This window comes from Streptomyces sp. NBC_00483, from assembly GCF_036013745.1.
In the GTDB taxonomy this organism is placed as follows: domain Bacteria; phylum Actinomycetota; class Actinomycetes; order Streptomycetales; family Streptomycetaceae; genus Streptomyces.
On the sequence record NZ_CP107880.1, the window covers coordinates 1,758,806 to 1,771,165 of the forward strand.

Genomic DNA, 12,360 nt, shown 5'->3' on the forward strand with positions numbered 1-12,360 from the left:
CCACACCGGCTACGGCCAGAACTCCGGGTTCACCCCGTCCGGCCGCCCGGTGCGCAACCGCAGCGGCCGTGGCGCGGACCGCTTCGCCCTGATCGTGCACACCCTGGCCGACATCGCCGCGGTCTTCCTCGGCCTCTGGATCCTGCTGTACCTGCTCGACGCGAACCAGTCGAACGTGTTCGTCGACTTCGTGCACGGCATGGCCGACTGGCTCGCCGGCTGGTCGCAGGACATCTTCACCATGGACACCGAGGGGCTGCGCGTCTTCTTCAACAACGCACTGCCCGCGGTGATCTATCTCGTGGTGGGCCACGGCGCCGCCGCCTGGATCCGCCGCCTGTGAGTCGCTCGTCGGCCGGACTTCGGGGCGGCCCCCAACGCCCTGGAGACTCCGCCGACGGGCCTTCTTCCGATCACACCCGTCGCACACCTTGACGCCCGCGGGCACCCGGCGGGACGCTCGGCTCACCTTGAATCCGACGTCAACTCCGACGTCCACATCGAGAGGCGCGCCGATGACGCAGGTCTGGACGGTCCGCGGTCCGATCGACTCCAGCGAACTCGGGAACGTACTCGTCCATGAACACGTCGTCATCGTCGGCGAGGAGTTCCGGCAGAACCACGCGGAGTGGGACGAGCAGGCCGTCGTCGACGACGCCGTCGCCCAGCTGAACGAGCTCAAGGGTCTCGGCATCGACACCATCCTCGACCCGACGGTGCTCGGCCTCGGCCGGTACATCCCCCGCATCCAGAAGATCGCCGCGCGCACGGACCTCAACATCGTCCCCGCGACCGGTCTCTACACGTACAACGACCTGCCGTTCCAGTTCCACTACAACGGTCCCGGCACCCTGTTCGGCGGCCCCGATCCGCTCATCGACCTGTTCGTGAAGGATCTGACCGAGGGCATCGCGGACACCGGTGTGCGTGCCGCGTTCCTCAAGTGCGCCATCGAGGAACAGGGCCTCACCCCCGGCGTCGAGCGGGCCATGCGGGCGGTCGGCCAGGCGTCCGTACGCACCGGGGCGCCGATCACCGTGCACACCCACCCGGCATCGGAGTCGGGGCTCGTCGCGCAGCGCGTGCTCGCCGAGGAGGGCGTCGACCTCACGCGTGTCGTGATCGGCCACTCCGGGGACACCGCTGACCTGGACCACCTGATGCGGCTCGCCGACGCCGGCTCGTACCTCGGCATGGACCGGTTCGGGCTCGACACACCACTGACCACCGAACAGCGCGTCGACACCATCGTGGAGCTGGTGCGCCGCGGCTACACCGACCGGATCACGATCTCGCACGACGCCGCGTGTCTCATCGACTGGTTCGGCGACATCGACCGCGCCGAGGTCGCCCCGCACTGGAACTACCGGCACATCAGCGAGGACGTACTGCCCGCCCTCGCCGACAAGGGTGTGTCCAAGGACGACATCGACACGATCCTGCGGGCCAACCCGCGGCGCCACTTCGAGAGTTAGGTCCTGTCGACAGGCCGTGGGGCCTGTCATCAGGACCCAGCGCCTCAGGGGCTGACCGCGCCTCCCCCGCGCTCCACGCTGCGCAGCACCTCCGCGTGGAGGGCGGCAAGGCCGCCGGGCGGCACCGTCGCGGGGCTGCCGGTGAGGGTGTACCACTCGTCGGCGCCGGTGTACTGGACGGCGATCCGGGCCCGGTCCCCGGCCTCCCGGACGGTGGCGACGGTGAGGTCCCCGGTGACCACGCCGACCTCGTCGGTCATGGCGCCACCGGGACCGGCGTGTACGTCGCCGGTGAGGGTCTCGGCCTTCTTCTCGTCCCCGCTCATGTCGTCCCCGCTCATGTCGTCCCCGCTCATGCGGAACACGTGCCCAGCATCGTGGTCAGCTCGGCCTTCTCGGCGTCGGTGACCGTCAGTTCGTACGTCGACTTCACCGACACCCAGGAGCGGGCGTACGTGCACCAGTAGTCCTTGACGTCGGGCTGCCACTCGTCGGGCCCCTGGTCGCCCTTGGAGCGGTTCGAGTGGGCGGACACCGACAGGAGTTGGGGGTGCTTCAGGTCGTTGGCGAACGTCTTGCGCTGCTCCTGCGTCCACTGGTCGGCGCCGGAGCGCCAGGCGTTGGCGAGCGGCACGGTGTGGTCGATGTCGAGGTCCCCGGAGTCCGTGAACTTCTCGCCGTCGTAGACGCTGACCCAGTTCCCGGAGACCGCGCGGCACTCGTCGTCCGTCTTCACGTCCTTGCCGTCGCGCTTGAGGACGGCTTCGCGGGTGGTGCAGTTGTCGCCCTGCTCCTCCCAGTGCGGGAACTTGTCACGGCTGTAGCCGGACATGGAGCCGTGGGGTGCCACCTTCAGTTCGGCCAGTTCGGCTCGGGCGTCGTCCGCGCTCGGCACGCCGGGGAGAGTGCCCTCCTGCGCGGGGGCGCCGGTGGTCGCGCTCGCCGACGTCGAGGGTTCGGCGCCCTGCGCCGGGTCGTCGGACCCGCTGCCGACCCCCTGGCACCCCGCGAGCAACAGCACCGTGAGCGCTGCCGGCACCGCCGACCGGCCCAACCGCCCGAACCGCGTACGTTCCTGAAACCCCATGCCCCGCAACTACCTTCCGTCGGCCGCTTCGAACACTCGAAGCGTACGATGCGGCCGACGGAGCGTCAGGGACCAGGCGCGGCCGGGCCCTGTCGCAGGCAACCGTGGAGTGCGAACTAGCGAGTCGAGGCCAGCAGCTTCAGCACCTCGTCCGTCGTGCCCGTCTCCCCCAGGCGCGGGAAGATCCGCTCGACGCTGCCGCGGTGCCCCTCCGGGTCGAGGTCGGTCATGGCGTCGGTGGCGAGGGTGACGTGGTAGCCGTGCTCGTGGGCGGCGCGGGCCGTGGACTCCACGCCGATGCTGGTGGCGACTCCGGTCAGGACGACCTGGGTGATGCCGCGGCGGCGCAGGTGCAGGTCGAGGTCGGTGCCGTAGAACGCCGACCAGTTCCGCTTGGTGACGGTGATGTCCTCCGGGTGCCCGGCGAGCGCGTCGGTGATCTCGTCCCAGCCCTCGGGCATGGCACGGCCACTGCCGGGCGTCTCGGTGCGGCCGGGCGTCGCGTCGGAGCCGTCGGCGGCGAAGCTGACCCGGACCAGGACCACAGGGAGCCCCGCCCCGCGGAAGGCATCGGCGAGGCGCGCGCTGCGGTCGACGACGTCGGACACGGCGTACGGGGCGCCGGACACACCCATGAGGCCCTTCTGGAGGTCGACGACGACGAGGGCGGTCTTGGGGTCGAGCGTGGTGAGAGACACGTGAACTTCCTTAGGGACGAGCAGTGTTGACAGATGAGTAGTGGTGTCAGTCCCGGCCGACCCGGCGCACCGCCCGGTCGGCCGCGGTCACCAGGAGCAGCAGCACGGAGACGACAACGAGCATCCAGGCCAGCTCGTGCAGACCAGCCGTGTTGGCACCGGTCTTGAAGAACGCGGCGTTCCCGGCGGAGGCGAGCAGCGCGCCGAGGTAGGTGAACGTGCGCAGCAGTCCGGCGGACGCACCCGTGCGCTCCGGGTCGGCCTGGGCGTAGAGGGCGTTCTGATTGGCGAGGCCGATGAGGCCCTGCGGGATGCCGAAGATGGCGCCGACGACGACGAGGACCCAGATCGGGCTGTCGGAGTTCAACCCCAACAGGGCGGCCACTCCGACGAGTTGGGCGATGCCGCCGACGAACAGCTTGCCGCGCACCTGCGGTCGGCGCCCGGTGAGGACGGTGACACCGATGGCCATCAGGGACATCGGGAGCAGCAGAAGTCCTGCCTGTTCGGGGCCGAGGCCGCGGCCGTCCTGGAGCCACTGGCTGTAGCCGTACAGGAACGCGTACGACGTTGTGTAGGCGAGGAGTTGGCGCGCGTACGTGGCGAGCAGCGGGGTGTTGCCGCTCAGCACGCGCAGGTCGATGAAGGGGTCGGCGGAGGCCAGTTCCCTGCGGGCGAAGACCGCGCCCGCGACCGCGCCGATCACCGGCAGGTACCAGTGCGCGACCCCCGGCGACGTGAGGAACAGCATGAACGCGGTGAGTGATCCGGCGAACAGCAGCATGCCGGGCACGTCCGCCGAGGTGGTGGCATCGGCTTCGCGGCCCGCCCTCACGTGCTTCGGCAGCCGCAGCGCGCCGAGCACCAGACAGGCGAGCGACAGCGGCACATTGATCGCGAAGATCAGGTGCCAGCCGCCGAGGCCGATCAGTACGCCGCCGAGGGTCGGGCCGATGACGGCGATGACCTGGTTGGACACCGACAGCGCGGCGAGGATGCCACTGGGGCTCTTCATGCCGGTGCGCTCGGACTCGGTGCGCAGCAGATACATGGAGGCCGGGTACGCGGCGGAGGTGCCGAAGCCGAGCAGTACCCGGGAGACGATCAGCACCCAGAAGCTCGGTGCGAGTACGCCGAGCAGGCCCGCGACACCGACGAGCGCGGTGCCCAGCAGATAGAGCCTGCGCGGTCCGAACGCGTCGACGAGCCGGCCGATGACGGGCTGGCCGACGGCCGTGGCGAGATAGAGCGCGGAGACGAGCCAGGCCGTCTGGGACGGCGGGACGCCGAAGGCGTGGCCGATCGGGACGAGCGCCACGGCGAGCATCGAGGAGTTGATCGGGTTCAGGATCGACCCGAACATCATCGGCGCGACGAGGCGCCGGTCGAACCCGTCGCCCGCGCCCCGCCTCCGCCCGCTGCGGACGCGCTCGACTATGCCGCTCACGCCTGCGTCACCTCGTCGAGCAGCGCCATCGCCGTGATCACGGCGCGCAGCTGCTCCTCGCTGCCGCGCTCGACGAGCTGCCCGGCGAGCCACGCCTGGCGGGCCCTGCGCACACCCTGACGGCGCTCGCGCCCCACCTCGGTGAGCGCGACCACGCGGCGGCGCCCGTCCTCGGGGTCCGCGTGACGCTCGACGAGGCCGCGCTCCTCCAGGGCGATGACGTGCTTGGCCATGGACTGCGGCCGCACGTTCTCGATCGCCGCGAGGTCGCTGGCGGTGGAGGGCCCGTACCTGTCGAGCCGGGAGAGCACGGACGCCTGGGCGGGCGAGAGCTCACCCTCGGGGTCCACGTCGAGCGCCATCAGCTTGCGGCGGAGCCGGCTGATGATCACCCACACGTCGTCGGTGGCCCGCGCCGCGAGCTCCTCGATCGGTGCGCTGTCGTCGTTCATGCCTCCACGGTAGATCGACAGCCCAGGCTGTGCAACTTTGACTGCACAGTTTTCCTGTCGAGTACGTCGTGCGGGCCCGGGTCGTGGCGGCGCATCCGCGGGGCCGCCCCCACGTGAAAGTAATGACGTACGAAAGTCCGGCCCATCCGTCGGGCCTTCGGCTCCGGATTACCTCTGCACCCGCGATGACGCGCGTACCGGCACAGCGCCTTGGAGGACCTGAACGTGAAGGAAGCCGTCCACATCGGCCCGGGCCCGGCACCCGGGCCCGATCTGCAAGAACTCATGGCCGACGTGGCCAGGGGCGACCAGGAGGCATTCGCGTCGGTGTACGACGTCGTCGCCGGGTCCGTGCTCGGCGTCGTGCGCAGCGTGCTGCGCGACCGCGCGCAGTCCGAGGAGGTGGCGCAGGAGGTGCTCGTCGAGGTGTGGCGGACCGCGGCGCGCTACCGGCCCGACCGCGGCACCGCGATCAACTGGGTGCTGACCCTGGCGCACCGGCGCGCGATCGACCGGGTCCGGTCGGTGGAGGCCGCCGCGGCCCGCGACCACCGCGCGGCGCTCCTCGAGCGGACACCGGAGTTCGACGAGGTGACCGAGGAGGTGGAGGCCCGACTGGAGCGCGAGCAGGTACGCCGCTGTCTGCGCATGCTGACCGAACTCCAGCGTGAGTCCGTATCGTTGGCGTACTACCGGGGTCTGACCTACCACGAAGTGGCCGAGTTGCTGACGGTGCCGCTGGGGACCATCAAGACGCGGCTGCGCGACGGTCTGATCCGGCTCCGTGACTGCCTGGGGGTGAGCGCGTGAGCGCCGCGGATCTGCACACGTTGACGGGCGCGTACGCGCTGCACGCACTCACCGAGGCCGAGCGGGAGGAGTTCGAGCGGCATCTCGGCCCCTGCGAGTCCTGCGCGCAGGAAGTGGCGGAGCTGTCCGCCACGGCCAACCGGCTCGGCCTGGGCCTCTCGATGGTGCCTCCGGCCGGATTCAGGGACCAGGTGCTGCAGCGGATCACGACCGTCCGCCAAGAGGCGCCGCGCACCTCCCCGGACGCCCCGAAGGCCCGGCTGTCGTGGCGGGCGCGGCGCGTTCCTCGCTGGACGCTGGCCGCCTGCCTCGCCGGTGTCGTCGCGCTGGGCGGTACGACGGTGTGGCAGTACCAGGAGGCGCAGGACGCGCAGCAGCGGGCGCGGACCGCGCAGGCGGGCACGGACGAGGTGGCGGCGGTCCTCGCCGCGCCCGACGCGAAGGTGCGCACGGCGTCCCTCGACGGCGGGGCGAACGGCACCGTCGTGGTCTCCGGGCAGCAGGACAAGGCGGTGTTCGTGGCGTCCGGGATGACGGCGCCGCCGCGCGGCAAGGTGTACCAGCTGTGGTTCGACGACGGCGGCACGATGCGCTCGGCCGGCCTGATGGACCCGGGGCGCGAGTCGCAGACCGTGCTGATGGCCGGCGCGGTGGGCGACTCGACAGGTATGGGCATCACGGTGGAGCCGACCGGTGGTTCGGACCGGCCGACGTCGAAGCCGCTGGCGTTGATGTCACTGCCGACGTGAGGACGTACTGGGCTCCGGTCGTCCGGGGGACGATCGGAGCTCAGCCACGGCGGGGCGGACGCGGGAAGAAGCCGCTGGTGCGGGCCGCGTACGCGGCGTACCCCGGGCGCTCCGCCATGTGCCGCTCCAGCAGCGCCTTTCCGCTGCCGCCGATCAGCAGATAGCTCATGGCGAGCGGGGAGACGAGGGCGAGCAGGGCGGGCAGCGGGCCCGCTTCGCATGCGATGAGGAACAGGCCCCACCAGACGCAGAAGTCCCCGAAGTAGTTGGGGTGCCGGGTCCAGCTCCACAGGCCGCGGTCCATGAGGCGGCCCCGGTGCGCGGGATCGGTCTTGAACCGGGCGAGTTGACGGTCGCCGACCGCTTCGAAGAACAGGCCCACGGCCCACACCACCGCTCCGGCGACCACGAAGAAGGACAGCGGCAAGGACAGCGGCCGGGTCGCGTACGCGGCGATCTGCACCGGCAGCGACACCAGGACGATGAGGGCTCCCTGGAGCAGGTACACCATGCGCAGCGCGTACCACTGGCGGTTTCCGGGTGCCTTGGCGAGGAGTTGCTCGTAGCGCGGGTCCTCGCCGTGCCCGCGCGAACGCCGGCCGATGTGGACCGCGAGTCGCACACCCCACACGGCCGTGAGCACCGTGACGAGCAGCCGCCGCGCCGCGTCGCCCTCGCCCGCGGAGACCCCGTACGTGGCGACGGCGACCGCCGCGAACCCGAGACCCCACGCCACATCGACGCCCCGGTGCTTCCCCGTCCGTACGCCGATCAGGAACGCGGTCAGGACGACGGCGAGCACCACGCCCGCGCTGACGGCGACGTTCCATCCGAACGCGCTCCAACTCAGCTCACTCATGGCCGCTCCAGGTGCCGAGGCGCAGCGGCAGCGCGGCGCCGCCCTTGGGATCGGGGCGCACGGCCAGGATCTGGTCGACGCCCATCCGGCGTTCCGCGAAGGCGAGTTGACCGCCGACGAGGTACAGCCGCCACACCCGCGCACCCTCCTCGCCGAGCAGCCGCACCGCGTCGTCCCAGTTCTCCTCCAGGGTCCGGTGCCAGGCGTCGACCGTGCGGACGTAGTGCTCCCGCAGGGCCTCGACGGAGCGGACCTCCAGGCCCGCCTGTTCGAGGAGCGTCACCGTGTCCCCCAGCGGACGCATGTGCATGTCCGGGGCGATGAACGCCTCGATGAACGCACCGCCGCCGGGCGCGGTGTGCTGCCGCGACATCTGCTGGACGAGGATCCGGCCGCCCGACCTGACCCGGTCGTTCAACAGCGCTGCGAACGCAGGGTATTCGGCGTCGCCGACGTGTTCGCCCATCTCGATGGTGGCGGCCGCGTCGTACTCGCCACCCGCGGGTTCCCGGTAGTCCTGGCAGAGCGCCTCGACGCGCTTGTCCAGGCCTCGCGCCGTCGCCTGTTCCTTTACGTAGGCGGCCTGTTCGGCGGCGAGGGTGACCGCGGTGACGTGCACGCCGTGCTGTTCGGCGGCGTACAGCGTGAGCGAACCCCAGCCGCAACCGACGTCGAGGAGGCGGTCGCCGGCCTTCAAGTCGAGCTTGCGGCAGACGAGTTCGAGCTTGGCGCGCTGGGCGGCGGCCAGGGTGGTGGGCGGGGCGTCGCCCCGACTGTCCTCCGGTGTCTCGTCCGGCTCATCCGGCCAGTACGCGCACGAGTAGGCCATCGTGTCGTCCAGCAGGAACTGGTAGAAGGCGTTCGACAGGTCGTAGTGGTGGCTGATGGCGGCGCGGTCGCGGGCCCTGCTGTGCAGTGTGCCGCGCAGGCGGGCCTGGCCTGCCGGGGGCGCGGGCGGGGGCCCGACGGCGCCGAGGCGCAGCAGTGTGCGGGCGGCGCGGGCGCGGACGGCGAGGGTGATGCGCGGCGCGTGCACGGACCGGTCGCGCGCGGCCCGCCACATCGTGCGCAGGGCCTCGCCGAGGTCCCCTTCGACGTCGATGTCGCCGGTGATGTACGCCTGGGACAGGCCGAGTTCGCCCGGATTCCACAGGAGACGGCGCAGGGCACGGCGGGTACGGATCACGGCCACGGGGGTGCCGGCCGGGCCCGCCTCGCTGCCGTCCCAGGCGCGCAGGCGCAGCGGGAGCGGACCGCCGAGCGCGTCCTCGGCGAGTGCGGCGAGCCGGTCCGCGGCGCCTGTTCGGGTGGGCTTCGGGGTCATCGGCGCGCACTCTCCTTGGTGAACAGGAACTGCTGGACATCGAGGTACCCGGAGCGGAACCCGGCCTCGGAGTAGGCGAGATAGAGGGTCCACATGCGCCGGAACGTCTCGTCGAAGCCGAGGACCTCGACCTCGTCGGCCCGTTCAGTGAAGCGCTCGCGCCACAGCCGCAGCGTCTCGGCGTAGTGCGGTCCGTACGCGTCGCGGCGTGCGGTGCGCAGCCGGGTGTGGTCGCGGGTGATCCGGTCGACGGCCTCGACCGACGGCAGCAGCCCGCCGGGGAACACGTACTTCTGGATCCAGGTGTACGTGTCCCGGGTCGCGAGCATCCGGTCGTGCGGCATGGTGATGGCCTGGACGACGGCCCGGCCGCCGGGCTCCAGCCGGTCGTCGAGGGTGCGGAAGTAACCCGTCCAGTACTCCTCGCCGACGGCCTCGACCATCTCGACGCTGAGCACGGCGTCGTACGTGCCCGTGCTCTCGCGGTAGTCGCGCAGCTCGACGCTCACCCGGTCGGTGAGGCCCGCCTGGTGGATGCGGCGACGGGCGAGGTCCTGCTGCTCGGCGGAGAGCGTCAGCGAGGTGACGTGGGCGCCGCGGGCGGCTGCGCGCACGGCGAGTTCGCCCCAGCCGGTGCCGATCTCCAGGACACGGGTGCCGGAGCCGACCTCGGCGAGGTCGAGCAGCCGGTCGATCTTGCGGTGCTGCGCGGCGGCCAGGACGGACCGGTCGGCGGGGAAGCCCCGGAAGACCGCCGAGGAGTAGCTGAGCGTGTCGTCGAGGAACAGGGCGAACAGGTCGTTGGAGAGGTCGTAGTGGTGGCTGATGTTCGCGCGGGAGCCCTGCACGGTGTTGCGCCGGGCGTCGGGCTGGCGCTGCGCCCACAGTCCGCGCAGCCGCTGCAACGGGGCGGGCACGAGGCTGCCCACGTGCCGGGCGAGGACGGTGAGCACGGCGACGAGGTCGGGCGCGTCCCACTCCCCCGCCTGGTACGACTCGCCGAAGCCGATGAGGCCCCGGGCGCCGATTCTGCGGTGGAACGCCTCCGGATCGCGTACGTCGAGCACGGGGCCTCCCAGACCCACCGGATCCTCCCCCAAGTACCGTACGCTCAACGGGAGTCGGCGCAGGGCGGAGCGGACCACGGCTGCGGCGACGGCCGTGCGGGCCCGTGACGCGGGCGGCAGCGCGGCGACGTCGGGCCAGCGTGCGGCGTCCACTGCGGTGCGGGCGGCGGGCGGGATGGCTGTCGAGCTCGCGGTCGCGGTGGAGGTCGCGGTGAGCCTCATTTCATGCCTTTCTGCGGCTGGTGACGGGGGCGGGGCACGATGCGCAGGCCGCGCAGCAGCAGCCGTACGCCGTGCCACCGGATCGCGGCGGACACCGCGCGCGTGGACAGGGGGTGACGCAGGACGGTGCGCGCGATGCCGAGCGGGGTCGCGGCGCGGCGCAGGCCGCGGACGGTGGCCGTGAACGGCGGTGCGGAGCCGCCCTCCAGACGGATCGTCAGGTCGAGGCGTTCGCCGGGTGGCGCGAGCCGCATCCGGTAGTGGCCCTCGACCTCGAAGAACGGCGAGACGTAGAACTCCTTGTCCGCACGCGCCCGGTGGTCGGCGTCGGGGCGCAGCAGATAGCAGTGGCGTTCGCCGTACGTGTTGTGGACCTCGGCGACGACGCAGCGCGGCGGTCCTTCCGGGGCGTCGGCGTCGTGGCACCAGTAGACCGTGAGCGGGTTGAAAACGTGGCCGAGGACGCGGGCGTGGGCGAGCATCTCGACCCGGCCGCCCGCGAGGTCGACACCGTTCGCCGCGAGGAACGTGTCCAGGCGCCCGCGCAGGGTGGGTGCGTCGCCGCCGAGGTGGTCGCGTGCGTCGAAGCGGGCGAACCAGCGCAGCGGGTACGGGAGTCGGGGCGGCCGGTCGATGTCGATGAGCCACAGGTACGTGCGGTGGCGCAGGGTGTGGCGCACCGGGCCGGTGCGGACGTGGGCGACGGTGCAGGGGTAGAGGGCCGGGAGGCCGGTTCGCCGGGGCGTCACCACGTCACCCCCAGTGCGGCGGCGGCCGCGACGCCCGACCGGCAGCCGTCCTCGTGGAAGCCCCAGCCGTGGTAGGCACCGGCGAACGCCGTGACGGGGCCGTTCAGTTCGGGGAGCAGGCGCTGGGCGGCCACGGATTCTGGGGTGAACACGGGGTGTTCGTAGACCATGCGCGCCAGGACGCGGGAGTCCGCGACGCGGCCGGCCCCGTTGAGGGTGACGAGGAACCGTTCGGGGGCGTCGAGGCGTTGCAGCCGGTTCATGTCGTAGCTGACGCGGACGCCCGCCGCGTCCGTGTCGCACGACGGCATCAGGTAGTTCCAGGAGGCCCCCGCCGCCGGACTCCGCGGCAGGACACGGGTGTCGGTGTGCAGGAGCGTCGGGTTGCGGGAGTAGCGGAACGCGCCGAGCACGGCGCGTTCGCGCCGGTCGGCGTCGGCGAGCAGCCGCAGCCCCTGGTCGGGGTGGGTGGCGAGGACGACGGAGTCGTACGTGACCGTGCCGAGCCGGTCGGTGGTGACATCGGCGCCGGTGGTGTGTCGCCGCACGGCGCGCACCGGGGTGCCGGTGTGCACGGCGTCGAGACCCTTGGCGACGCGTTCTACGTAGCGGTGGGAGCCGCCGGTCACGGTGCGCCAGACCGGCGAGCCGGAGACCGCGAGCATCCCGTGGTGGTCGAGGAACCGGAAGAGGTGGGTGGCGGGGTACTGCCGGGCGGTGTGTCCGTCGCACGACCAGACCGCGGAGACGAGAGGGGTCATGAAGTGGGCGACGAAGTAGGGCGAGAAGCGCTCACGTTCGAGGAACTCACCGAGGGTGAGCGGCAGTTCGCCCTGCCCGGTCTCCGCGAGGAGTCGCCCGGCCTCCGCAAGGAGTCGGCGGGCCGCCCGGTGGAAGCGCGGCACCTCCCCCAGCATGCGCAGATAGGAAGGTCGCAGCGCGCTGCGCGGCCGGGCGAACAGTCCGCGCGGTCCGCGAGCACCCGCGTACTCCAGGCCGCAGCCCTCGCAGCGCACGGACATGCTCATCTCCGACGCCTGCGTGGCGACGCCAAGTTCATCGAAGAGGCGTAGCAGGTTCGGATACGTACGCCGGTTGTGCACGATGAACCCGGAGTCCACCTGATGCACCCGGCCGTCCGTCGACGCCAGGTCATGGGTGTGCGCGTGCCCGCCGAGCCGGTCGTCGGCCTCGTACAGGGTCACCTGGTGGCTGCGCCCGAGAATGTGCGCCGCCGTAAGACCCGCCACTCCGCTGCCGATGACGGCCGTGTGCCGCCTCGCCCCGCCTGACATCGCGCTCCTCCCGACCGGCCCCGCTCGGGCCTCTCACCTGTGATCCGGAGCGGGGGCGTGCGTGGATTGGCCGGGCCGCTCAACATCCTTTCGGGTGATCGGGGTGTCGGGGATGCACCTGTGGTG

General features: G+C 71.7%; 14 protein-coding genes. 4 read left to right on the forward strand and 10 right to left on the reverse strand.

Features of this window, described 5'->3' with window-relative positions; all coding sequences use genetic code 11:
• The first annotated feature begins 49 nt into the window (after positions 1–49).
• Together OHA73_RS07620 and OHA73_RS07625 are read left to right on the forward strand one after the other, a co-directional pair.
• Entirely contained in the window at positions 50–343 is a 294-nt protein-coding gene (locus tag OHA73_RS07620; protein WP_266719075.1) for a hypothetical protein, read from the forward strand.
• 172 nt (positions 344–515) lie between these two features.
• Entirely contained in the window at positions 516–1,475 is a 960-nt protein-coding gene (locus OHA73_RS07625; RefSeq protein ID WP_327654619.1) for a phosphotriesterase family protein, read from the forward strand.
• A gap of 44 nt (positions 1,476–1,519) precedes the next feature.
• Here OHA73_RS07625 and OHA73_RS07630 read toward each other — a convergent pair whose 3' ends face one another.
• The 5 genes from OHA73_RS07630 to OHA73_RS07650 form a co-directional block, all read right to left on the reverse strand.
• Positions 1,520–1,831, reverse strand: a complete 312-nt coding sequence (locus tag OHA73_RS07630) for a hypothetical protein (protein ID WP_443063202.1) — start codon at positions 1,829–1,831, stop codon at positions 1,520–1,522.
• Positions 1,828–2,562 (reverse strand): HNH endonuclease family protein, encoded by a 735-nt coding sequence (locus tag OHA73_RS07635; protein ID WP_327654620.1) that lies wholly within the window; start codon positions 2,560–2,562, stop codon positions 1,828–1,830. The genes OHA73_RS07630 and OHA73_RS07635 overlap by 4 nt, the downstream gene beginning before the upstream one ends.
• A 116-nt stretch (positions 2,563–2,678) precedes the next feature.
• Positions 2,679–3,260, reverse strand: coding sequence for a hydrolase (locus tag OHA73_RS07640; protein WP_267071551.1), 582 nt, complete (start codon positions 3,258–3,260; stop codon positions 2,679–2,681).
• Positions 3,261–3,306: 46 nt separating this feature from the next.
• Entirely contained in the window at positions 3,307–4,626 is a 1,320-nt protein-coding gene (locus OHA73_RS07645; RefSeq protein ID WP_443063203.1) for an MFS transporter, read from the reverse strand.
• Positions 4,627–4,703: 77 nt separating this feature from the next.
• The gene (locus OHA73_RS07650) at positions 4,704–5,159 is read right to left on the reverse strand and encodes a MarR family winged helix-turn-helix transcriptional regulator (protein ID WP_327654621.1); all 456 of its coding nucleotides are present in this window, start codon (positions 5,157–5,159) and stop codon (positions 4,704–4,706) included.
• A 225-nt stretch (positions 5,160–5,384) separates the two neighbouring features.
• Between OHA73_RS07650 and OHA73_RS07655 the strand changes: the two genes are divergently transcribed.
• Positions 5,385–5,969 (forward strand): sigma-70 family RNA polymerase sigma factor, encoded by a 585-nt coding sequence (locus OHA73_RS07655; protein ID WP_267071550.1) that lies wholly within the window; start codon positions 5,385–5,387, stop codon positions 5,967–5,969.
• Positions 5,966–6,718 carry an anti-sigma factor gene (locus OHA73_RS07660; protein ID WP_327654622.1) on the forward strand — a complete coding sequence of 251 codons (753 nt, stop codon included), beginning with the start codon at positions 5,966–5,968 and terminating at the stop codon, positions 6,716–6,718. Before OHA73_RS07655 ends, OHA73_RS07660 begins: the two co-directional genes overlap by 4 nt.
• A gap of 40 nt (positions 6,719–6,758) precedes the next feature.
• Here OHA73_RS07660 and OHA73_RS07665 read toward each other — a convergent pair whose 3' ends face one another.
• The 5 genes from OHA73_RS07665 to OHA73_RS07685 are packed head-to-tail and all read right to left on the reverse strand — an operon-like array spanning position 6,759 to position 12,234.
• Positions 6,759–7,577: a DUF1295 domain-containing protein gene (locus OHA73_RS07665; RefSeq protein ID WP_327654623.1), complete on the reverse strand. Its 819-nt coding sequence runs from the start codon at positions 7,575–7,577 to the stop codon at positions 6,759–6,761.
• Positions 7,570–8,901 carry a cyclopropane-fatty-acyl-phospholipid synthase family protein gene (locus OHA73_RS07670; protein ID WP_327654624.1) on the reverse strand — a complete coding sequence of 444 codons (1,332 nt, stop codon included), beginning with the start codon at positions 8,899–8,901 and terminating at the stop codon, positions 7,570–7,572. Before OHA73_RS07670 ends, OHA73_RS07665 begins: the two co-directional genes overlap by 8 nt.
• Positions 8,898–10,190: a cyclopropane-fatty-acyl-phospholipid synthase family protein gene (locus OHA73_RS07675; protein WP_327654625.1), complete on the reverse strand. Its 1,293-nt coding sequence runs from the start codon at positions 10,188–10,190 to the stop codon at positions 8,898–8,900. The genes OHA73_RS07670 and OHA73_RS07675 overlap by 4 nt, the downstream gene beginning before the upstream one ends.
• Positions 10,187–10,942, reverse strand: a complete 756-nt coding sequence (locus tag OHA73_RS07680) for a DUF1365 domain-containing protein (RefSeq protein WP_443063044.1) — start codon at positions 10,940–10,942, stop codon at positions 10,187–10,189. The genes OHA73_RS07675 and OHA73_RS07680 overlap by 4 nt, the downstream gene beginning before the upstream one ends.
• Positions 10,936–12,234, reverse strand: a complete 1,299-nt coding sequence (locus OHA73_RS07685; protein WP_327654627.1) for an NAD(P)/FAD-dependent oxidoreductase — start codon at positions 12,232–12,234, stop codon at positions 10,936–10,938. The genes OHA73_RS07680 and OHA73_RS07685 overlap by 7 nt, the downstream gene beginning before the upstream one ends.
• Between the last annotated feature and the right edge of the window lie 126 nt (positions 12,235–12,360).

What these genes read in the sequence shown, in the direction of transcription:
- OHA73_RS07645 (WP_443063203.1), bottom strand. Translation starts at nt 4,626, where the DNA reads ATGATGTTCGGGTCGATCCTGAACCCGATCAACTCCTCGATGCTCGCC.
- OHA73_RS07625 (WP_327654619.1), top strand. Translation starts at nt 516, where the DNA reads ATGACGCAGGTCTGGACGGTCCGCGGTCCGATCGACTCCAGCGAACTC.
- OHA73_RS07635 (WP_327654620.1), bottom strand. Translation starts at nt 2,562, where the DNA reads ATGGGGTTTCAGGAACGTACGCGGTTCGGGCGGTTGGGCCGGTCGGCG.
- OHA73_RS07650 (WP_327654621.1), bottom strand. Translation starts at nt 5,159, where the DNA reads ATGAACGACGACAGCGCACCGATCGAGGAGCTCGCGGCGCGGGCCACC.
- OHA73_RS07670 (WP_327654624.1), bottom strand. Translation starts at nt 8,901, where the DNA reads ATGACCCCGAAGCCCACCCGAACAGGCGCCGCGGACCGGCTCGCCGCA.
- OHA73_RS07630 (WP_443063202.1), bottom strand. Translation starts at nt 1,831, where the DNA reads ATGAGCGGGGACGACATGAGCGGGGACGACATGAGCGGGGACGAGAAG.
- OHA73_RS07675 (WP_327654625.1), bottom strand. Translation starts at nt 10,190, where the DNA reads ATGAGGCTCACCGCGACCTCCACCGCGACCGCGAGCTCGACAGCCATC.
- OHA73_RS07665 (WP_327654623.1), bottom strand. Translation starts at nt 7,577, where the DNA reads ATGAGTGAGCTGAGTTGGAGCGCGTTCGGATGGAACGTCGCCGTCAGC.
- OHA73_RS07685 (WP_327654627.1), bottom strand. Translation starts at nt 12,234, where the DNA reads ATGTCAGGCGGGGCGAGGCGGCACACGGCCGTCATCGGCAGCGGAGTG.